Annotated in this window: 17 protein-coding genes; 13 read left to right on the top strand and 4 right to left on the bottom strand. The window is 65.4% G+C overall.

Annotation, left to right across the window (positions count from 1 at the left end; translation table 11 throughout):
* Positions 1–10 precede the first annotated feature (10 nt).
* The 3 genes from rimO to ACP7BY_RS05955 all read left to right on the top strand — a co-directional run bounded on the left by rimO (position 11) and on the right by ACP7BY_RS05955 (position 3,995).
* Positions 11–1,339 (top strand): 30S ribosomal protein S12 methylthiotransferase RimO, encoded by a 1,329-nt coding sequence (rimO, locus tag ACP7BY_RS05965; RefSeq protein ID WP_033966092.1) that lies wholly within the window; start codon positions 11–13, stop codon positions 1,337–1,339.
* 48 nt (positions 1,340–1,387) lie between these two features.
* Positions 1,388–2,779 carry a leucyl aminopeptidase family protein gene (locus tag ACP7BY_RS05960; RefSeq protein WP_033966093.1) on the top strand — a complete coding sequence of 464 codons (1,392 nt, stop codon included), beginning with the start codon at positions 1,388–1,390 and terminating at the stop codon, positions 2,777–2,779.
* A 145-nt stretch (positions 2,780–2,924) separates the two neighbouring features.
* Positions 2,925–3,995 carry a sialidase family protein gene (locus tag ACP7BY_RS05955; RefSeq protein WP_249340822.1) on the top strand — a complete coding sequence of 357 codons (1,071 nt, stop codon included), beginning with the start codon at positions 2,925–2,927 and terminating at the stop codon, positions 3,993–3,995.
* A 1,290-nt stretch (positions 3,996–5,285) separates the two neighbouring features.
* On the opposite strand, the gene ACP7BY_RS05950 is transcribed toward ACP7BY_RS05955, so the two are convergent.
* A complete protein-coding gene (locus ACP7BY_RS05950; RefSeq protein WP_010408130.1) occupies positions 5,286–5,492 on the bottom strand; it encodes a hypothetical protein in 207 nt (68 codons plus the stop codon).
* 191 nt (positions 5,493–5,683) lie between these two features.
* The gene (gene tpiA / locus ACP7BY_RS05945; protein WP_137902626.1) at positions 5,684–6,424 is read right to left on the bottom strand and encodes a triose-phosphate isomerase; all 741 of its coding nucleotides are present in this window, start codon (positions 6,422–6,424) and stop codon (positions 5,684–5,686) included.
* Positions 6,425–6,564: 140 nt separating this feature from the next.
* Here tpiA and ACP7BY_RS05940 point away from each other — a divergent pair, with 140 nt between their 5' ends.
* Entirely contained in the window at positions 6,565–8,514 is a 1,950-nt protein-coding gene (locus ACP7BY_RS05940) for a SurA N-terminal domain-containing protein (RefSeq protein ID WP_081988840.1), read from the top strand.
* Entirely contained in the window at positions 8,495–10,009 is a 1,515-nt protein-coding gene (locus ACP7BY_RS05935; RefSeq protein WP_171010488.1) for an anthranilate synthase component I family protein, read from the top strand. The genes ACP7BY_RS05940 and ACP7BY_RS05935 overlap by 20 nt, the downstream gene beginning before the upstream one ends.
* Positions 10,010–10,158: 149 nt before the next feature.
* On the opposite strand, the gene ACP7BY_RS05930 is transcribed toward ACP7BY_RS05935, so the two are convergent.
* Positions 10,159–10,605: a hypothetical protein gene (locus ACP7BY_RS05930; protein ID WP_033966966.1), complete on the bottom strand. Its 447-nt coding sequence runs from the start codon at positions 10,603–10,605 to the stop codon at positions 10,159–10,161.
* Positions 10,606–10,718: 113 nt separating this feature from the next.
* On the opposite strand from ACP7BY_RS05930, the gene ACP7BY_RS05925 reads away from it, so the two are divergent.
* From ACP7BY_RS05925 to moaC, 4 genes are read left to right on the top strand one after another with little or no spacing between them, the layout of a single operon-like run.
* Positions 10,719–11,291, top strand: coding sequence for an anthranilate synthase component II (locus ACP7BY_RS05925; RefSeq protein ID WP_033966964.1), 573 nt, complete (start codon positions 10,719–10,721; stop codon positions 11,289–11,291).
* A complete protein-coding gene (gene trpD, locus ACP7BY_RS05920; protein ID WP_033966963.1) occupies positions 11,288–12,283 on the top strand; it encodes an anthranilate phosphoribosyltransferase in 996 nt (331 codons plus the stop codon). The genes ACP7BY_RS05925 and trpD overlap by 4 nt, the downstream gene beginning before the upstream one ends.
* A complete protein-coding gene (gene trpC / locus ACP7BY_RS05915) occupies positions 12,280–13,065 on the top strand; it encodes an indole-3-glycerol phosphate synthase TrpC (protein ID WP_126845288.1) in 786 nt (261 codons plus the stop codon). Before trpD ends, trpC begins: the two co-directional genes overlap by 4 nt.
* A complete protein-coding gene (gene moaC, locus ACP7BY_RS05910) occupies positions 13,062–13,529 on the top strand; it encodes a cyclic pyranopterin monophosphate synthase MoaC (protein WP_137902627.1) in 468 nt (155 codons plus the stop codon). The genes trpC and moaC overlap by 4 nt, the downstream gene beginning before the upstream one ends.
* Positions 13,530–13,713: 184 nt before the next feature.
* Here the strand turns inward: moaC and ACP7BY_RS05905 are convergent, their stop codons facing one another.
* The gene (locus tag ACP7BY_RS05905) at positions 13,714–16,056 is read right to left on the bottom strand and encodes a TonB-dependent receptor (RefSeq protein WP_081988839.1); all 2,343 of its coding nucleotides are present in this window, start codon (positions 16,054–16,056) and stop codon (positions 13,714–13,716) included.
* 381 nt (positions 16,057–16,437) lie between these two features.
* Between ACP7BY_RS05905 and ACP7BY_RS05900 the strand changes: the two genes are divergently transcribed.
* From ACP7BY_RS05900 to ACP7BY_RS05885, 4 genes are all read left to right on the top strand, one after another.
* Entirely contained in the window at positions 16,438–17,448 is a 1,011-nt protein-coding gene (locus ACP7BY_RS05900) for a sensor histidine kinase (protein ID WP_231565332.1), read from the top strand.
* 30 nt (positions 17,449–17,478) lie between these two features.
* Complete coding sequence (locus tag ACP7BY_RS05895; RefSeq protein WP_171010489.1) at positions 17,479–18,663, top strand: molybdopterin molybdotransferase MoeA; 1,185 nt, start codon at positions 17,479–17,481, stop codon at positions 18,661–18,663.
* Between the two features lie 71 nt (positions 18,664–18,734).
* Complete coding sequence (gene lexA, locus ACP7BY_RS05890) at positions 18,735–19,406, top strand: transcriptional repressor LexA (protein WP_033966959.1); 672 nt, start codon at positions 18,735–18,737, stop codon at positions 19,404–19,406.
* 155 nt (positions 19,407–19,561) lie between these two features.
* Positions 19,562–19,927, top strand: a complete 366-nt coding sequence (locus ACP7BY_RS05885) for a nuclear transport factor 2 family protein (protein WP_052192521.1) — start codon at positions 19,562–19,564, stop codon at positions 19,925–19,927.
* Positions 19,928–19,965: the final 38 nt, after the last annotated feature.

The raw sequence follows: 19,965 nt of genomic DNA, 5'->3' as shown, positions 1-19,965 counted from the left end.
CGCCGTTCCCATGGCAACAACACTCCCCTCCCCGCCGAAGATCGGCATGGTCTCGCTCGGCTGCCCGAAGAATCTGGTCGATAGCGAACGGATCCTGACCAAGCTGCGCAGCGATGGCTATCAGATGTCGCCCGATTATGCCGGGGCCGATGTCGTGCTGGTCAACACCTGCGGGTTTCTCGATTCGGCCAAGGAGGAAAGCCTCGAAGCAATTGGCGAGGCGATTGCCGAGAATGGCCGGGTCATCGTCACCGGCTGCATGGGCAAGGAAGCCGAGACGATCCGCGCGCGCTTCCCCAATGTGCTGGCCGTTACCGGCGCGCACCAATATGAGGAAGTGGTCGGCGCGGTGCATGACGCCGCCCCGATGCCGCCGAGCGCGTTCCTCAATCTGGTGCCCGAAAGCGGGCTGAAGCTGACCCCGCGCCATTACAGCTATCTCAAGATTTCCGAGGGGTGCAACCACCGCTGCGCCTTCTGCATCATCCCGAGCTTGCGCGGCGATCTGGTCAGCCGCCGCCCCGATGCGATCCTGCGCGAGGCGGAAAAGCTGATCGAGGCGGGCACCAAGGAATTGCTGGTGATCAGCCAGGATACCTCGGCCTACGGCGTCGACATCCGCCACCAGCCGCGGATGTGGCATGGCGAGGAAGTCCGCGCGCATATGACCGACCTGTCGCGCGAGCTGGGCAAATTGGGCGCGTGGGTGCGGTTGCATTATGTCTACCCCTACCCGCATGTCGACCAGGTCATCCCGCTGATGGCCGAGGGGCTGATCCTCCCCTATCTCGACATCCCGTTCCAGCATGCCAGCCGCAACGTGCTGAAGCTGATGAAGCGCCCGGCGAACGAGACCAAGGTGCTCGAACGCATCAAGCATTGGCGGAGGATCGCGCCCGACATCGCGATTCGGTCGACCTTCGTCGTCGGCTTCCCCGGCGAGACCGAGGACGATTTCGCCTATCTGATGGACTGGCTGCAGGAAGCGCAGCTCGACCGCGTCGGCGCCTTCCGCTTCGAGCCAGTCGAAGGGGCAGCGGCCAATGCCCTGCCCGATCCGGTGCCCGAAGAGATCAAGGAAGAGCGCTACGCACGGCTGATGGAGCTGACCGCGCGCATCTCAGCGGAGAAATTGCAGGCCAAGGTCGGCCGCACGCTCGACGTGATCATCGACGAGGTCGGCGAGGATGGCGCGACCGGGCGATCCAAGGCGGATGCGCCCGAGATCGACGGCGAGGTGTTCCTGCGCGATGCCGGGCATTTGACGCAGGGCGACATCGTGCGCGTCGAGATCGAGGATGCCGACGAGCATGATCTGTACGGGGTGCCGCTCGCCTGAGCCTCAGCACGGCTTGCGCAGCGGCCCCGCGCTTCCGATAAAGGGCGCATGATCTTCAACCCCGCAGCCTTGCTGCAGCCCGATCGCGGCCAGCCCGCGCGCCTCATCCATGTCGTGCATCCCGACCAGTGGGAGAGCTGGCTGAAGGCACAACCGCCGCGCATCCGTACGACGGTGGCGGCGCATCGGCTGACCGGCAAGGCGGGCAACCGCGCGGTGCTGCCGGGCGATGGGCCAGACGATTGGGCGATGCTGCTGGTGTGCAACGAAAGCCTCGACTCGCCGTGGCGGATCGCCTCGCTGGGCGAGCAATTGCCCGAAGGCATCTATCGCCTGGCCGAGGGCGAGCCCGGCGCCGCGATGCTGGGCTGGGCGCTCGCGCAGCACAAGTTCGACCGCTATCGCAGCGACGAGGTGACAACGGGCGCGCGCGTGCTGCTGACCGGCGAGCCCGCGCGGATCGAGGAGACGGTGCGCCTGGCGCAAGCGGTCGCCAGCGTGCGCGATCTGGTCAACACCGCTGCCGCCGATCTCGGGCCCGCTGAACTGGAGGGTGAAGCGGAGGCGCTGGCCAAGGCGCATGGCGCGAGCGTGACCGTCACCAAAAGCGAAGCGCTGGTAAAGGGCTATCCGATGATCCACGCGGTCGGCCAGGCCGCCGCCAAGGGGCGCGAGCCCCGGCTGATCGAGCTCGAATGGGGAAATCCGGCGCATCCGCGCATCGCGATCATCGGCAAGGGCGTGTGCTTCGATTCGGGCGGGCTCGACATCAAGCCCTCCTCGGGCATGCGGCTGATGAAGAAGGACATGGGCGGCGCGGCGCATGCGCTGGCGCTGGCCGGGCTGGTGATGGCGGCGCGGCTGCCGGTGCGGCTACACCTGCTGATCCCGGCGGTGGAGAACAGCATAGCGGGCAACGCCTTCCGCCCCGGCGACGTGCTGCGCACGCGCAAGGGGCTGACGGTCGAGAACACCAATACCGATGCCGAGGGGCGGCTGGTGCTGGGCGACGCGATCACCCGCGCCGCCGAGGAGACGCCCACGCTGATCCTCGATTTCGCGACGCTGACCGGCGCGGCGCGCGTGGCGCTGGGGCCGGATCTGCCCGCGACCTTCGCCAATGACGATGCGCTGGCCGAGGCGTTGCTGGCGGCGGGCACGGCGGTTTACGATCCGCTGTGGCGGATGCCGCTGTGGGATGGCTATGACGACATGCTGTCCTCCGACATTGCCGACATGGTCAACGCGCCCGATGGTGGCTTTGCCGGCGCGGTGACGGCGGCGCTGTTCCTGCGGCGCTTCGTGCCCGAGGGCACGCCATGGGCGCATTTCGATACCTTTGCGTGGCGGCCTTCGGCCAAGCCGGGGCGGCCAAAGGGTGGCGAAGCGCTGGGCCTGCGCGCGGCCTGGGCGATGCTGAAGGCGCGCTATCCGGGGTGAGCGGGGCATGGTCGTCACCCCGGCCCTGTGCCGGGGTCCACCGTCATCCGAGACCTTTGGCCGCAGAATGTGCGGCACGGTGGATGCCGGGACGAGCCCGGCATGACGGGGGAGCGTAGGAAGTGGTTGGGCGATGAGACTGCAGATGATCTTGCGGTATTTCCGGACACTGTTGGTCGCGCTGGCGGCGCTGCCGATGGCGGCGCTTGCCGCCCCCTCCCCGATCCTGCTGTCCGAATTCATCGACCCCGCCCCGCCTTACCCGCAGGCACATGCCTCGACCATCGTCGAACTGCCCGACGGCACGCTCGCCGCCGCGTGGTTCGGGGGCACGGGGGAGAGCCGCCCCGACGTGACGATCTGGTTTGCGCGCCGTGGGGCGCATGGGTGGGACAAGCCGGTTTCGGTCGCCGACGGGCAAAGCGCGGATGGGACGCGCTACCCGACCTGGAACCCGGTGCTGTTCCAGCCGCCGGGCGGGCCGCTCACCCTATTCTACAAGGTCGGCCCCAATCCGCGTGGCTGGTGGGGGATGGTCAAGACCTCCAGCGATGGCGGGCGCCACTGGAGCGCGGCGCAGCGCCTGCCCGAGGGTGTGCTGGGGCCGATCAAGAACAAGCCGGTGGTGCTGGCGGACGGAAGCTGGCTGTCACCCTCCAGCCGCGAAGTCGGCACGCCCGAGGAAAACCACTGGTTTATCCGCATGGAGCGCTCGATCGATCGCGGCAAGACATGGACGGTCGAGCCGCCAATCGCCTCGCCCATGGGGATCGAGGCGATCCAGCCGAGCGTGCTGCACTTTGCCGATGGGTGCCTGGCGCTGATCGCGCGGACGCGGCAGGGTGCGCTGGCGATGAGCTGGTCGCACGATGCCGGCAAGAGCTGGTCGCCTTTGGTGGCGGCGGACTTGCCCAACCCCAATGCCGGCACCGACGCGGTGACGCTGGCCGACGGGCGGCAGTTGATCGTCTACAACCACAGCGCGCACTGGCCCGATCAGCCGGGCAACGGCCCGCGCTGGCCGCTCAACATCGGCCTGTCGCGCGATGGGGTTTCGTGGCGCAACGTGCTGACCCTGGAGGACAAACCGCTGCCCGATGGCTATGCCTATCCGGCGGTGATCCAGACCAGGGATGGGCTGGTACACATTAGTTATACCTATAACCGGACGCATATCCGGCATGTGGTGGTCGATCCGGCTCGGCTTGGGGGTTAGGGGGCGGGGTTTGGCCGCTTACGGGTTTGCGATTAGGAGGCGGGTAACTCCAGTTTCGTCCAACAATAGACGGCCCCGCGCATTCGTCACAACAAACATCGAATTGATTTCGGAATCGTTTGAGCGAATGATCCACAGGTCACGAATGGGGGACAAATGATTCAGCGGAAAGCAAACTCGAAGGCAGTTGTCGTTGCGACTATACCAGCCTTCACGCCCCCCTATCATATTCCTGCTTCAACGGCGCCACGCCCTGATTTTGTCGTTGGGCTATGGATTGGATTGATGACAGGCGGATGATCATGTGGATTGCGTTGGCCATACGCGACTCTACCGAGTTAAGGATCAGCGCGGACATTCGATTACAAAGGTAGGAATGATGGCGGTAAATCAGTAGAATTCCGCTACTGATCTAATTGTAGACCTTGAGCGTCAGATTTAATCATGGACACCTCTTGATCTGGAGCAACTATGATCTTTTCACTAATTTTAACAGCCATGTTGCAGGAAATTCCTTCCGAACCAATCCTCTGGCGTGACCTTCGGGCTGGCATGCCGAAATCGCAGGTAAAAACACTATACCCAAAATATCGAGCGGAGGTTGTTGAAGGATGCCCTGTTCAAGTGCTCAGCACCTACAAAAAAGATAACTTACGAACAGTTATCCTCGTTAATACAATAAATTCTCCTCCGTGCTCTGATCGTGTCAGGTTAGATTTAGTACAGGCATATGGCTCTCCGCAGATGGAACGTAGTGGGACAGAGGAAACCGGGACCGTATCTGCTGGGAGTTCGGTCAGCAGCTTTTCACATCATCGCCATGATGAAACTTGGGTTATAGGACCATTGAGGATTTTGTTCGTCACGTTTCCGGGCTCGCACAAGGGTTACAATATTATATTCTCGAAAGCATCGGAAGGATTGGTTTCGGGTTACCGGTAGCGGCGGCTTTTCCACCGCTTCCTGCCATTCGCGATCTGTAGCGCTATGGCCTAGATGGCGTAGACCTCCCAAGCTGTTACCTGGGTGACGGACTGGCAACCCAGTTCGCGGCGAAGACGGATCAGAGGAGCGCGTGCGATGGCCACGGGCAAACAACGGCGACGCTTAGCGGCAAATCCCTCTCCCATCGGGCGAGGGAGGGAGCGGCGAAGCCGCGGAAGGGTGAGGGTGAGTGGGGGTGATCGCGCGGGTCGCCCTCACCCTTCCCACCGCTGGCGCGGCGGGCCCCTTCCCTCTCCCGGTGGGAGAGGGACATTCGATCACTGTGAAAGGGCGCGCCTTAAACCCTCACCCCTCGGTCTTGGGCGTGACCCAGACCGACACCGGCACGACGAATTTGCCGGGTGCGGGTTTGCCGACTTCGACGCGGTCGGCGGTGACCAGTTCGCCGGTGGCGAGATTGAAGGAAATCCAGGGCTTGGGCATCCGCCCGAAGGTCATTTTCTGGATGGGCTGGCCGGTGGCCGTGTTCATGATCGTGGCAATAACACTCATCGCGCCCCGATAAGCGGGGCGCGGTTTGCGTGTCCAGTGGGGATTAAAATGCGCCGCTTAGGCTGACAAAAACGCTTCCCCGGCGGAGGCCGGGGCCCAGTGGCGGGGTGGATGTTGGCGGGCGCTGCGCTTGTTTACACCCAGCGTCACGACTGGGCCCCGGCCTTCGCCGGGGAAGTGTATGCCCCCCCCTACCCCGCCGCTTCGATGATCGGCACGAATTTCGCCGCGGTCAGGCTGGCACCGCCGACCAGCGCACCGTCGACATCCTCGGTTTCCAGAATCGCCGCCGCATTCGCGCCCGTTACCGATCCGCCATAGAGGATGCGGATCGTGTCGGCGGCGTCGCCGACCAGCGTGCGCAGCTTGGCGCGCGCGATCGAATGGACTTCGGCGATTTCGTCGAGCGTCGGCGTGCGGCCGGTGCCGATCGCCCAGCGCGGTTCATACGCCAGCGTCAGCCATGCGCCGGTGGCGAGATCGGGCACGGATTTCTCGATCTGCGCCTGCACCACGCGCGCGGCGCGGCCGGCGTCGCGCTCGGCATCGGTCTCGCCCACGCACAGGATGACGCCGAGGCCGTGGCGGTGCGCGGCGCTGGCCTTGGCCCAGGCGTCCTGGCTGGTCTCCCCCTGGTCGGCGCGGCGTTCGCTATGGCCGACGATGGTGAAGCTCGCCCCCGCCTCGGCGAGCATCGATGCCGACAGACACCCGGTGTGCGCGCCGCTTTCCGCCGCATGAACATCCTGCCCGCCGAAAGCGAGGCCGGGCACGCGCTGGACGGCGGGAGCAATCAGCGTCGCGGGCAAGGCAATCGCCACATCGACTGCAGGATGCGCGCGCGCCGCAACGGCGATCGCGTCGAGTTCGGCCAAGGCGGCCAGACTGCCATTCATCTTCCAATTGCCCGCGACCAGCTTGCGACGTGTCATGCCCATCCTCTTTTTCTGCCTTTTGCCCAGCGATAACGCCCGTGCCGGATCGCACAAGTCCAAGCCCCGGCTTGAAGCCGCCCGATCACACCCCTAAAGCGGCGGAGACTACGCTCCAGACAGATTGGCCGCTCCCGCTCATGCTCAGTTTTTTCCGCCGAATGATCCGCCACCCGCTGGGGGCCGCCGTCGCGCTTGGATTTGTGGCGTTGCTTGGCCTGGCGTTCGTGCTGTCGGATAAATCGGGCCTGTCGGGCAGCGGCACCCCCGCCGCCAAGGGCGACACCGTCGCCACCGTCGGTAACAAGACGATCGCGCTGGGCGATTTGCAGGCGGCGGTACAGCGCGACTTCAACCAATATCGCCAGGAGCAGCCGTCGCTGACGATGGCGCAATTCGTGGCCGGCGGCGGGTTCGACGCGACGCTGGAACGGCTGATCGATTCGACCGCCTTCCGCCAGTTCGCGCAGAAGCAGGGCATGGTCGTCAGCAAGCAGGCGGTCGATGCGGTGATCGCAAGCCAGCCGGGGCTCACCGGGCTCGACGGCAAGTTCGATCAGGCACGCTATGAAGCGGTACTGAAGCAGAACGGCACCAGCGACGTGCAAGTCCGTACCGACATTGCCGACCAGACGCTGACGCGCCAGTTGATCCTGCCGACGATCGGCGCGAGCCAGGTGCCGGTGCAGCTGGCGCTGCCTTATGCCAGCCTGTTGCTGGAAAAGCGCAACGGCACGGTCGGCTTCATCCCCAGCCAGGCGGTCGCAGCGGGCCCCGCCCCGACCGAGGCGGAACTGAACACCTTCTATACCCGCAACCTGTCGCGCTACCGCGTGCCGGAGCGGCGGATCGTGCGCTATGCGCTGGTCAATGCCGCCGCCGTCGCCGCCACGCCAACCGATGCCGAGATCGCTGCGGCCTATAAGGCGCAGGCGGCAAGCTTCGCCGCCGCCGATCTGCGCACGATCGCGCAAGTCGTCGTCGCCGATCAAGCTGCCGCCACCGCGCTCGCCGCCAAGGTGCGCGCAGGCACGCCGATCGAGCAGGCGGCACGCGCCGCCGGGCTGGAAGCCGCGACGCTGACCGACCAGCAGAAGGCGGCCTATGCCGGGCAGACATCCCCCGCCGTTGCCGATGCGGCCTTTGCCGCCAAGGCAGGCGATGTCGTAGGGCCAGTGCGCGCGCCGCTTGGCTTCATCGTCGCAAAGATCGTGAAACAGCATGTTCAGCCCGCCAAGTCGCTCGCCGAGGCGACGCCCGGCCTGCGCGAGACGCTGCAGAAGCAGAAGACGGCAGCAGCGCTGACCGACAAGCGCAACGCGATGGAAGATGCGCTGTCCAAGAGCAATTTCGACAATCTCGCCACGCAGCAGAAGCTGACACCGCTGCGCACCCCCGCGCTGCTCGCGGGCGGGCAGGACATCGACAACCCCGCCGCCAAACCTGACCCCGCCCTCGCGCCGATCCTCGCCGCCGCCTTTGCAGCCCAAGCCGGAGACAGCCCGCAAACGGTGCCGCTGGGCCCAGATGGCAGCTTTGCGCTGGTCGCGGTCGAGAAGATCGTACCCGCGGCACCGCGTCCGCTGGCGCAGATCCACGATGCCGTGGTGCACGACTTCACGCTCGACCGTGGCCAGCGCGAGGCACGCAAGATCGCCGCAAGCGTCGTCGCCAGCGCCAATAAGGGCACACCGCTGGCCGAGGCGCTCGCCGCGACAAAGCTGAAGCTGCCGCCACTGCGCCCGGTCAACGCGCCGCGCGCCGCGCTGATGGCAAATCCGCGCCAGGTGCCAGCCCCGCTGTCGCTGCTGTTCAGCATGGCCGCCAAGACCACCAAGCTGCTCGAAGCGCCCGACAAGGCCGGCTGGATCATCGTCCATCTCGACTCGATCGAATCGGGCGATGCGCGCGGCAATGACAAGGTGATCGCGGGAACGCGCGCTGACATTGGCAAGGTGATCGGCCGCGAATATGCCGGTGCCTTTGGCAAGGCCGTGCAAAAGGCAGTCGGCACCACGCGCAACACCGCTGCGATCGCCAAGCTCAAGCTCGACATGCTGGGTGGCGTGAGTGCGACCGATCAGCCCTGATACTGCGGCAGCACACGCCGCGCTCGCCACCGGTCGCCCGGCGCTGCTGTGGCAGCGCCAGGTCGCCGATACCGAAACCCCGGTCGCCGCCGCGCTGAAGCTGATCGAGCCGGGGCGGGGCGACTTCCTGCTCGAATCGGTCGAGGGCGGGGAAACGCGCGGGCGGCACAGCCTGATCGGGCTCGCGCCCGATCTGGTGTTTCGCGCGCAGGGCCATGACGCCGCGATCAACCCGCACTGGCTGACCGACCGCGACGCCTTTGCCCCCTGCGCCGAACCGACGCTCGACGCGCTGCGGTCGCTGGTCGCGTCGTGCCGGATGGACGTGCCCGCCGAATTGCCGCGCGCGCTGGCGTGTCTGGTCGGCTATTTCGGCTATGAGACGATCGGGCTGGTCGAACGGCTGCCCCGGCCCGAGAGCGATGCGCTGGGCCTGCCCGACATGATGTTCGTGCGTCCGACGGTGGTGCTGATCTTCGACCGGCTCGCCGACGCGCTGTTCCTGGTCGCGCCGGTCTGGCCCGATGCGACGCGTACGCCCGAGGCGATCGTCGCCGAGGGGCTGGAGCGGATCGAGACGACTGCCGCGCGCCTCGCGACCGCGCCTTTGCCTGCGCCCGTGCGGGGCGAGGCGAGCGAGATCGCGCTGACTCCGACACTGCCGCCCGGCCGCTATGCCGAGATGGTGGCGCGCGCGAAGGAGTATATCGTCGCGGGCGACATCTTTCAGGTGGTGCTGTCGCAGCGTTTCACGGCACCGTTTCCACTGCCCGCGTTCGAATTGTATCGCGCGCTGCGGCGGATCAACCCGTCGCCGTTCCTCTATCATCTCGATCTGCCGGGCTTTGCGCTGACCGGATCGAGCCCGGAAATTCTGGTGCGCGTGCGCGACGGCGAGGTGACGATTCGCCCGATCGCCGGCACGCGCCCGCGCGGCAAGACCGCCGCCGAGGACGAAGCCAATCGCCAGAGCCTGCTCGCCGACCCCAAGGAGCGCGCGGAACATCTGATGTTGCTCGATCTCGGCCGCAACGATGTCGGGCGCGTGGCCACCGCTGGCAGCGTGACGGTGACCGCCAGCTACACCACCGAATTCTACAGCCATGTCATGCACATCGTCTCGAACGTCATCGGCCAGCTAGCGCCCGAGCATGACGCGCTCGACGCGCTGTTTGCGGGCTTCCCGGCGGGCACGGTCAGCGGGGCACCGAAGGTGCGTGCGTGCGAAATCATCGCCGAACTGGAGGGTGCCGTGCGCGGCCCTTATGCGGGCGGCGTCGGCTATTTCTCGCCTGATGGATCGATGGATTCTTGCATCGTGCTGCGCACCGCGATCGTGAAAGACGGCATCATGAACGTGCAGGCGGGGGCGGGAATCGTTGCCGATAGCGAAGCGGCGTATGAACAACGCGAATGCGAGGCCAAAGCGGGAGCGCTTCTCGCCGCCGCGCGCGAGGCGATCGCGCGGGCGGCAGAGAGCGGGTTCGGGCAGTAATAAGCGTCAGCGCTGCGCTTACTTACCCCCCTTTCGGGCTGAGCTCGTCGAAGCCCACCTCTCCACGGGAGCGGGCGTGCCCCCGTGGCGAGATGCCCTTCGACAGGCTCAGGGCGAACGGAGGGGAAGCGTGTCGACGCGCCGCCTCGTTACGGAACCTGGCTCGCCTGACGCTTCGCATCGGCCTTTTCGGCGGCATATTGTTCGGCACGCAACTTGGCGCAGCCGGTCTGGCCGCCCGAGCCGGTCGGCGAGCAGGTATCGGGCAGGCCACCTGCACGGCGGCCGACATCGTCCATCAGGGCGGCGCGATTGACCCAGCTCTGGTTCTGCGCCGGGATCGGCTTGTCGTCGCGCAGCGCCTTGGGAATGCGGTAGGGTTCGCCGACGCGCGCGCACACGACGATTTCTTCATCGGGATTGTTGGACTGCGGGCATTTTTCGTTACCCGTCAGCGTGACCGAGCGAATCCGGAGCGGCGGCTTGCCCGACTCGGCCTGTTTGGCTTCGGTCGTCGAAGCCTGCGGCGCGGTCTGCGCAAACGTCGCGGTGGAGATTGTGGCCAGCAAAACGGCGACGGCGAGAGAGCGCAGCATGGGAAATTCTCCTTGGGACACGGCAACGTGTAGCACGTCTGGTTAGATCCAACCTGAACGGCGTCTTTATCACCGCGATTGTCGTATCAGCACAAACAGGTTAGCGGCGCGCCATGATCCTCGTTATCGACAATTACGACAGCTTCACCTGGAACCTGGTCCACTATCTGATGGAGTTGGGCGCGGAGGTAAAGGTCGTGCGCAACGATGCGCTGACCGCCGCCGAAGCGCTGGCCAGCAATGCGCAAGGATTCCTGATCTCCCCCGGCCCGAAGACGCCGACCGAAGCCGGCATCTCGCTCGACCTGGTCGCGGCCTGCGCCGTCGCCGGGCGACCGCTACTAGGGGTGTGTCTGGGTCATCAGGCGATCGGCCAGCATTTTGGCGGACGCGTGGTGCGCGGCGGGTTGATGCACGGCAAGACCTCGCCGGTGACGCATGACGGAACGGGCGTGTTCAAGGGGCTCCCCTCGCCCTTTACCGCGACGCGCTATCATTCGCTGATCGTCGAGGATTTGCCGGAGACGCTGCTGGTCAACGCGCGCGCGGATGACGGCTCGGTGATGGGCGTGCGCCATGCGACGCTGCCCATCCATGGCGTGCAGTTCCACCCCGAGAGCATCGCCACCGAACATGGCCATGCGATGCTCGCCAATTTTCTGGCGGATGCGGGGATTGTCGGATGACCACCCTCGCCCTCCTCCCCGATACGGCATCGCCGCTCAGCCGCGAAACCGCCGCGCAGGCGTTTGCCGACCTGCTCGACGCGCGAACGTCGGAAAGCGAAATCGAGGCCTTCCTGATCGGGCTGACCGAACGCGGCGAAACGAGCATCGAAATTGCCGAGGCAGCGCGCGCGATGCGCGCACGCCTGCTGCCGATCGATGCACCGCCGGGCACCGTCGACGTCTGCGGCACCGGCGGCGACGGGCATCATACACTTAACGTCTCGACCGCCGTCTCGATCGTCGTCGCCAGCACCGGCGTGCCGGTTGCCAAGCATGGCAATCGCGCGGCCTCGTCCAAGGCGGGCGCGGCGGATACGCTGGAGGTGCTGGGCCTCGACATGCACCGCGCCGGGCTGTGCGCGGAGGCGAGCCTGCGCGATATCGGCATCGCCTTCCTGTTCGCCGCCAATCATCATCCGGCGATGAAACGCATCACGCCAATCCGCCAGCGGCTGGGCCGCCGCACGATCTTCAACCTGATGGGTCCGCTCGCCAACCCCGCCGGGGTGACACGCCAGCTGATCGGCATCGCCCGCCCCGATTACGCAGCGACCTATGCCGCAGCGCTCGAACAGCTCGGCACCGAAGCGGCATTGGTCGTATCGGGCGAGGAAGGGCTGGACGAGTTGTCGAGTGCCGGGCGGAGCGTCGCGGTCAGCGTTGGACAGGTGGACTTGCCCGGCATCATCGTGCCCGAAGACGCCGGATTGCCGCGCCACCCGGTCACCGCGATCCGCGGTGGCGACGCAGCGTATAACGCCGCCGCGCTCCGCCGCTTGCTTCAGGGCGAAGCGGGCCCGTACCGCGACGCTGTTCTCCTCAATGCGGCCGCCGCGCTGATCGTGGCGGGCACCAGCCAGAGCCTTTCCGAAGGCGTGGAGATCGCGCGCGACGCGATCGACAGCGGCGCGGCGAACGGCTTGCTCGATCGATGGATTGCCTATTCATGACCGACGTTCTCACCCGCATTCTCGAAACCAAACGCGCCGAGGTAGCCGCGCGCAAAGCGACGACGGCGATCGCCGAACTCGACGCCCGCATTGCCGCTCAAACCGCGCCGCGCGGCTTTCGCGCCGCGCTCGATGCGCGCGCCGAGACCGGCTATGCGCTGGTCGCCGAGATCAAGAAGGCCAGCCCGTCCAAGGGCCTGATCCGTGCCGATTTCGATCCGCCCGCCCATGCCGCCGCGTATCAGGCGGGCGGTGCGGCGTGCCTGTCGGTGCTGACCGACGAAGCGTGGTTCCAGGGGGCGGACAGCTATCTGACCGCCGCGCGCAATGCCTGTACACTGCCGGTGCTGCGCAAGGATTTCATGGTCGATCCGTGGCAAGTGCCCGAATCGCGTGGCCTTGGCGCTGATGCGATCCTGCTGATCATGTCGGCGCTCGACGACGGACTGCTCGCCGAGATCGAGGCGAGTGCGCTCGAATGCGGCATGGACGTGCTGGTCGAAGTGCATTCGCACAGCGAAATGGAGCGCGCGCTGAAGCTCAAGTCGCGGCTGATCGGCGTCAACAACCGCAATTTGCGCGATTTCACGGTGGATTTCGCGCGCACCTATGAACTCGTGTCCAAGGCGCCCAAGGGCTGCACCTTCGTCGCCGAAAGCGGGCTTACCACGCGCGCAGATCTCGATGCGATGGCCGAACATGACATTCGCTGCTTCCTGATCGGCGAATCGCTGATGCGCCAGAGCGACGTCGAAGCGGCAACACGCGCGCTGGTCGGATGAGCGAGCTCACCCATCTCGATGCCGCCGGTGCGGCGCATATGGTCGATGTCGGCGGCAAAACGCCGACCCGACGTGAAGCCGTGGCGACGGGGCGGATCGACATGATCCTCGAAGCCGCGCGCGCAATCCGCGACGGGACTGCGCTGAAAGGCGATGTGCTGGCGGTGGCGCGGGTCGCGGGGATCATGGCGGCCAAGCGCACCAGCGAATTGATCCCGCTCTGTCATCCGCTACCGCTGACGCGCGTGGCGATCGATCTGGTGGTGGACGACCGTGGCGTCACCGCGACCGCGACGGCGGCGACCGAGAGCAAGACCGGGGTCGAGATGGAAGCGCTGACCGCCGTCACGGTCACGCTGCTGACGATCTACGATATGGCCAAGGCGATCGACAAAGGCATGACGATCGGCGGCGTACAATTGCTGACCAAGACCGGCGGCAAATCGGGCGATTGGGCGCGCTGAGGCGCGCATTCTTCCCCAAAAATAGCGCTTCCCCGGCGCAGGCCGGGGCCCAGTTGCGCAGCTCGCGGCAATAGAGCGCTGCGCTCAATGACCACTGCCACTTCTACTGGGCCCCGGCCTCCGCCGGGGAAGAAAAATGGATCGCGGATCGACCTGCACCGCAGGTCGATCCGCGATTAGGCGATCAGAACTTGCCGCTCAGCGACACGCCGATGATGCGCGGGTCGTTGAACACGGCGGCGTTGTAGTTGTCGAGCACGCCCTTGAGGTTCTTCTCATTGGTCAGGTTACGCACGAACACGGCCAGTTCGTACTTGTTCTCAGGGGCGGCGTAACCGGCCTTCAGACCCGCTTCGAAAGTGCCGTCCGAGGTGTACTCGATCGTCTTGTACGGCACGAAGCTGGTATAGCCCTGCAGCGTCACGTCGCCCGCGAGGAACAGCTTGCCGCCATTGCCCAGCGGATAGTCATACCGTGCATTGGCATCGAGCTGATATTTCGGCGCGTCGGGCAGGACGTTGCCGTTGATCTGCGCGAGCGTTGCCGCGCCGACATTGATCGTCGGGTTGAGCACGGTGCAGGTGACGACGCCGTTGAGCTTGCAGACCGGCGCATAAACGCGCGTGTCGTTGATCTCGGTGTGCAGCACGCTGCCCCCCAGGCCGAGCGTGAACTCGGGCACCGGACGCCAGGTCAGCTCCGCTTCGCCGCCCCAGGCCTGCGCCTGGTTGGCGTTGAACAACAGGCCGTTATTGTTGGCGTCGTTGCCGTTCAGCTGGATGTTGTGGACCTTGTAGTAGAAGCCCGTCGCGTTGAAGCGCAGCGTGTTGCCGAACAGGTTCGACTTGATGCCGGCTTCATACGACGTGATCGTCTCCGACGTGGCCGTCACGAAGGCCGAGCTGAACACGGCGTTGCGGCCCTGGATCGTCGGCCCGCGGAAACCGTGCGAAACGCGCGCGAACACGTTCACATTCGGCTCGACTGCATAGTTGAGGCTGCCTTCCCAGCTCGGCTGGGTATCGGCCAGGCGCACATAGCTCGCGGCCGCAGCCGGGAAGGTCGATACGCCCGCTGCGTTGCGCGGCGGCGTGACGAGGCGCGTGGTCTTTTCGTCATAGGTCACGCGCACGCCACCGGTCAGCGTCAGCTTGGGGAGCAGCTCGTAGCTCGCCTGGCCAAAACCGGCATAGGACGTGTTGACGTTGCGCAGCACGACGAAATTGTTCGGGTTGGGCGTGGTGCCGAACGAATTGTCGAGCAGGAAGAAACCGCGCTGGTCAAATTCGGTCGTATCGCGCGATTCGAAGTAGATGCCGCCGATCTGCCACTTGAAGCGACCGGTGCCGTTGCTGGCCAGACGCAGTTCCTGGCTCAGCTGGTCGAGATCGCGCACGCGGCCCTGGCTCTCGCCGTAGAATTTGCCGCCCGCGAAATTGACCGCAGCACCGCCATCGGTGTCGCCGCGGCTATAGCCCGACGTCGATTCATACGCGGTGATCGAGGTCAGCGTGACCGCGCCGAAATCGTTCTTCGCGTTGAACGAGCCGCCATAGGTCCGGTACGCTTGTGGGTTGTTATGGCCCTCATCGAGCGCGATGCTGTCGCGCGGTTCGGCGCTGACATCGTTGGTGCCGAGCTTGATCGCGCCGCGATGGAAGATCGTCGACGTGCCCGAGTAATTGCGCGCATGCGCCGAAACGATGCCGGTGAAGCCGGTTTCGGGCGGGGTCAGCATCAACTGGAGGCGGACATCCTTTTCCTCGAACCCGCCGAGCTTGTTCTTGCCGCCGACGGTGCCGTCGTCGCTCGGGCCGGTATAGCTGTTGTCGATCCAGTTATCGCGACGCTGATACAGGCCCGACACGCGGAACGAGAGCACGTCCTTGACGATCGGCCCGCCGACGCCGGCGTCGACCGACACCGTGTTGTAGCTGCCATAGGACGCCGTCGCACGGCCTTCATAATCGTTGGTCGGCTTGTTGGTGTCGAACTTGATGATGCCGGCCGTGGTGTTACGGCCGAACAGCGTGCCCTGCGGCCCGCGCAGCACTTCGATCTGGTTCACGTCGAACACCGGGTTCGACTTCAGCACGACATGCTCGAGCACGACGTCGTCCTGGATGATCGACACGGGCTGCGACGCGCCGAGGTAGAAATCGATATTGCCGAGGCCGCGAATGTAGAAGCGCGGGAAGATCTTGCCGGTGGTCGTCTCGGCATAGAGGCCGGGGACGCGGTTGGCGAGTTCGAGCAGCGTATCGCCGCCACCCGCCGTGAAGTTGCGCAGATCGGCACCCTGCAGCACGCCGACCGAAACCGGCACCTTCTGCAGGTTCTCGCTGCGACGTTGCGCGGTGACGACGATGTCCCCGAGATTATCGTCGGCGGCGGGCGTCTGCACCGCTGCGGCTGCGGCAGGAGCATCCTGCGCGCTGGCAGCGCTGGCACCGGCAAGCGCGACAAACGCGGTGCCGAACAGGAGTGCGGACTTGGCGACGAGTGATTTGGACACGATGTTCCCCATTTGTGAGTTTAGCGTACTGCGGACATGACAACACGCGCGCAGCCCCCTTTGCGGGTGTCTGCGCGATGCGCTCTGAGCGGGCTTCGACTTGGTAAAGTCTGGTTGCTGAGGCGCGGCTAGGCCGAGATTATGTCGCGATTGTGACAGTTTGGACCGAAGGCCGGGATTGACCCGCGACTGTGGTTTCCGTGCAACTACCCTGTGCGTGTGCGACCAATGGGCCCGTTTGCGGCAAGCGCGCGCCTTCGCGTAAGGAAGGACAAGCTGACCGAGGAGGATCATCCGAATCTTGATCGAGAGCACTGCGCAGCCCCGAGGGAACTGGTACCTGGCCGAATGAATCACATACGACCGAACCTGCTGGAACGATTGCCGCTCCTGATGGACCGCCCCATCGCGGCTTACGCCCTCGCTACGGTGTCGGCCGTTCTGGCGGGACTTTTACGTAGCGCGCTGAACCCGTATTTCCCGCCGGGCTTTCCGTTTCTCACCTTCTTTCCGGCGGTCATCATCTCGGCGTTCCTGTGGGGTCGGGGGCCGGGCGTGCTGTCGGCGATTCTGTGCGGGCTTATCGCCTGGTATTTCTTCATCCCGCCGCTGTTCAGCTTTCAGATCGAGGTGCCAACCGCGACCGCGTTGCTCTTCTATATCGGCGTCGTCGCGGTTGATATTGCGCTGGTCGATATGATGCAAAAGGCCAACGCCCGCCTGCGCGAAGAACGCGAACGCACGCGTGAACTGGCGGCCCAGCGCCTGGATCTGGTCGAACGCAGCAATGTGCTGTTCCACGAATTGCAGCACCGCGTGTCCAATAATTTGATGATGGTCGCCGCATTGCTCAGCGTGCAGCGTCGCGCGATCGCCGATGAGGCCGCCAAACAAGTCCTCGACAACGCCGTCCACCGCGTCCAGCTGATCGGGCGAATCCAGCGGCAATTGTATGACGTGAGCGGGGGACAGGTCGCCCTTCATGCCGTGGTCACCACATTGGTCGCCGATCTCGCCGAGGCCGGCGGGAAGCCCGGAATCGCGTGTCGCGTCGACGCGCAAACCGATCTCGTGCTCGATCCCAATGCGCTGATCCCGCTGGCGTTGATCCTGGCGGAGGCCGTCGCGAACGCCTTCGAACATGGCTTTGCCGATCGCGAAACCGGGCGGATCGACGTGGTCGTACAGCGCACCGACGACACGCTCGACCTCAGCGTTACCGACGATGGTGCCGGTTTGCCCGATGGGTTCGACATGACCCGCACGACCAGCCTCGGCCTGACCATCGCCAGCACCCTGGCGCGGCAATTGGGGGGACGGTTCGATGTCGCGGCAACGCCGACTGGCGGTACGATCACCCGGCTGACGATCGAGCGGATTGCCCCACCCGCGACGACCCGCTGATACCCGCCAGCCTTACCGGAAAGCATGACGATGGCCTCTCCTCTGATCTCCGTGTCCGATGCGCAAGCGCGCCTGTTCGCGCTTGGTGCCGCAGTACCGAGCGAAACGCTTCCACTGGCCGCGGCCGCCGGACGCTGGCTGGCAAGCGAGGTCTACGCCTTGCGGACCCAGCCCTATGCCGATCTCTCGGCGATGGACGGCTTTGCGGTGCGGTTCGACGATTTGCCGGGGCCGCTGCGCGTGATCGGCGAAAGCGCCGCCGGACGCCCCTTTACCGGGACGTGCGGCGCGCACGAAGCGGTGCGCATCTTTACCGGTGCCGCCGTGCCGCCGGGGGCCGATAGCGTGCTCGTTCAGGAAGAGGCCGCGCGCGAGGGCGACAGCCTTACTCTGTCCGGCGATGGCCCGGTGCGCGGCGGCAATATCCGCCGCAGGGGGCTCGATTTCGCCAGCGGTGAGGTGCTCATCGCGAAGGGCGAGCGGCTGACAGCAGCGCGCGTCGCACTGGCGGCGATCGCCGGACACGCCGAATTGACGGTCGCGCGGCGGCTGCGCGTCGCGGTCGTGGCGAGCGGGGACGAACTGGTTGCGCCGGGTGCCAGCGGGCCACCCGATGCGCTGCCCGAATCCAACAGCGTGATGCTGGCGACGTTGCTTGGTGATTTGCCTGTCGACGTCCTTCGGCTCGGCATCCTGCCCGACCGGCTCGATGCCATCGCCGCCGCCTTTGCGGCGGTGGAAGCCGACATTCTCGTCACCACCGGCGGTGCCTCGGTCGGCGACCATGACCTGATCCGTCCCGCACTGGAGGCGGCAGGCGGGAGGATCGATTTCTGGCGGATCGCGCTGCGGCCCGGCAAGCCCATGCTGGCAGGGCGTTTGCGCGGGACTACGGTGCTGGGCCTGCCCGGCAACCCGGTGTCGGCCTTCGTCACCGCGACGGTGTTCCTGCGCCCGCTGATCGCGCATCTGAGCGGCGCGCGCGATGCGATGCCGGTTTTGCGCACGGCGATCCTCGGTTCGGCGTTGCCCGCCAACGGCGTGCGGCAGGATTATCTGCGAGCGGAGACGCGCGACGGGCGGGTGTATGTCGCGCAGCGCCAGGACTCGTCGTTGTTGCGGACGCTCGCCGAGGCCGATTGCCTGATTGCCCGTGCACCGCATACGCCAGCCGCCGAGCCCGGCGACTCGGTGGAAATCCTCGCGCTCCCGTAAAGCGCGCGCTTGACGCGTGATTTTTCGTTCCGTATAGGTTCGTTGTCTGTTCCGACGAAAGGGCCCGAGCGATGCTAACGCGCAAGCAGCATGAGCTGATCTGCTTCATCAACGACCGGCTTGATGAGACCGGGGTGTCGCCGTCGTTCGAGGAAATGAAGGAAGCGCTCGACCTCAAATCCAAATCGGGCGTCCACCGCCTGATCAGCGCGCTCGAGGAACGTCAGTTCATCCGCCGCCTGCCCAATCGAGCGCGCGCGCTCGAAGTGCTGAAAATGCCCGAGCGTGGCACCAACACACCGACCAAAACCACTGCTGCGCCCGCCGCCAATCTCCGCGCGATGCCGGAGCCCGCCAATGACGTGATCGAGATCCCGCTGCACGGCCGCATCGCCGCCGGTGTGCCGATCGAAGCGTTCGAAGGCGCCTCGATGCTTGCCGTCCCCGCCGCCCTGCTCGGCAATGGCGAGCATTATGCGCTGGAAGTCGCCGGGGATTCGATGGTCGAGGCCGGGATCCTCGACGGCGATTATGCACTGATCAAGCGCCAGGAGGTTGCGCGCGACGGCGAAATCGTCGTGGCGCTGATCGAGGAAAGCGAAGCCACCCTCAAATTCTTCCGCCGCGAAGGCGCGATGATCCGGCTCGACCCCGCCAACCGGGCGTATGACCCGCAGCGTTATGCACCGGCGCAAGTGCGCGTGCAGGGCAAGCTGGCGGGGATTTTGCGGCGGTACGATTGAGGGGGAGCTCTGACGGGTTTCGCCCGATGGTCACCGCTCAAGATCCTGATCAGCGGCTCGATAGCTCTCCTTCCTTTGGAAGGGCTTGAACAGGCTGAACAGTCTCGTCCCAGGGATGTTATGAACAGCCAACCGGATTAACGCGGGAGGAAATTGTGTCGGAAGCGCCAGAAGTCGATCTGTTGCACGCGAGCATCCAACGCGTCTGGAACGAGCGTGACGACGTCGTCCGGCTCGCTGCAATCGACGAGATCTACCACGCGTATGCAACAATATTCGAGCCGGCCCGCGCAGTCAGCGGCCATAAAGCCATATCCGAGGTGGTGGCAGGTGTTCTTGCCGATATGCCGCCCGGTTTCCGCTTCGAAATCGATGGGCCTGGCCTCGGCCATCACGGCGTCGCAACGGCGCGGTGGAAGGGTGGCCCGCCCGGTGAAATCACGGTGACCGGTGTCGATGTTGCCCGTGAGAAAGACGGGAAGCTGATCGAACACTATTTCTTCTTCAATCCGTCGCAGTGAGACGCCGCAGAAGCAATCTTGTCTAAGGAGAGAAAGGG

Origin of the sequence: Sphingomonas sp. PSPC2-2, from assembly GCF_049897725.1 — a bacterium.
Classification (GTDB): domain Bacteria; phylum Pseudomonadota; class Alphaproteobacteria; order Sphingomonadales; family Sphingomonadaceae; genus Sphingomonas.
Note: the sequence above shows the minus strand (reverse complement) of the source record. Positions and strands in the feature narration are given on the sequence as shown.

What these genes read in the sequence shown, in the direction of transcription:
- tpiA (WP_137902626.1), bottom strand. Translation starts at nt 6,424, where the DNA reads ATGACACGTCGCAAGCTGGTCGCGGGCAATTGGAAGATGAATGGCAGT.
- ACP7BY_RS05960 (WP_033966093.1), top strand. Translation starts at nt 1,388, where the DNA reads ATGATCTTCAACCCCGCAGCCTTGCTGCAGCCCGATCGCGGCCAGCCC.
- ACP7BY_RS05940 (WP_081988840.1), top strand. Translation starts at nt 6,565, where the DNA reads ATGCTCAGTTTTTTCCGCCGAATGATCCGCCACCCGCTGGGGGCCGCC.
- ACP7BY_RS05930 (WP_033966966.1), bottom strand. Translation starts at nt 10,605, where the DNA reads ATGCTGCGCTCTCTCGCCGTCGCCGTTTTGCTGGCCACAATCTCCACC.
- ACP7BY_RS05900 (WP_231565332.1), top strand. Translation starts at nt 16,438, where the DNA reads ATGGACCGCCCCATCGCGGCTTACGCCCTCGCTACGGTGTCGGCCGTT.
- moaC (WP_137902627.1), top strand. Translation starts at nt 13,062, where the DNA reads ATGAGCGAGCTCACCCATCTCGATGCCGCCGGTGCGGCGCATATGGTC.
- ACP7BY_RS05895 (WP_171010489.1), top strand. Translation starts at nt 17,479, where the DNA reads ATGGCCTCTCCTCTGATCTCCGTGTCCGATGCGCAAGCGCGCCTGTTC.
- ACP7BY_RS05925 (WP_033966964.1), top strand. Translation starts at nt 10,719, where the DNA reads ATGATCCTCGTTATCGACAATTACGACAGCTTCACCTGGAACCTGGTC.
- ACP7BY_RS05950 (WP_010408130.1), bottom strand. Translation starts at nt 5,492, where the DNA reads ATGAGTGTTATTGCCACGATCATGAACACGGCCACCGGCCAGCCCATC.
- ACP7BY_RS05905 (WP_081988839.1), bottom strand. Translation starts at nt 16,056, where the DNA reads ATGGGGAACATCGTGTCCAAATCACTCGTCGCCAAGTCCGCACTCCTG.
- rimO (WP_033966092.1), top strand. Translation starts at nt 11, where the DNA reads ATGGCAACAACACTCCCCTCCCCGCCGAAGATCGGCATGGTCTCGCTC.
- lexA (WP_033966959.1), top strand. Translation starts at nt 18,735, where the DNA reads ATGCTAACGCGCAAGCAGCATGAGCTGATCTGCTTCATCAACGACCGG.
- trpC (WP_126845288.1), top strand. Translation starts at nt 12,280, where the DNA reads ATGACCGACGTTCTCACCCGCATTCTCGAAACCAAACGCGCCGAGGTA.
- trpD (WP_033966963.1), top strand. Translation starts at nt 11,288, where the DNA reads ATGACCACCCTCGCCCTCCTCCCCGATACGGCATCGCCGCTCAGCCGC.
- ACP7BY_RS05955 (WP_249340822.1), top strand. Translation starts at nt 2,925, where the DNA reads ATGATCTTGCGGTATTTCCGGACACTGTTGGTCGCGCTGGCGGCGCTG.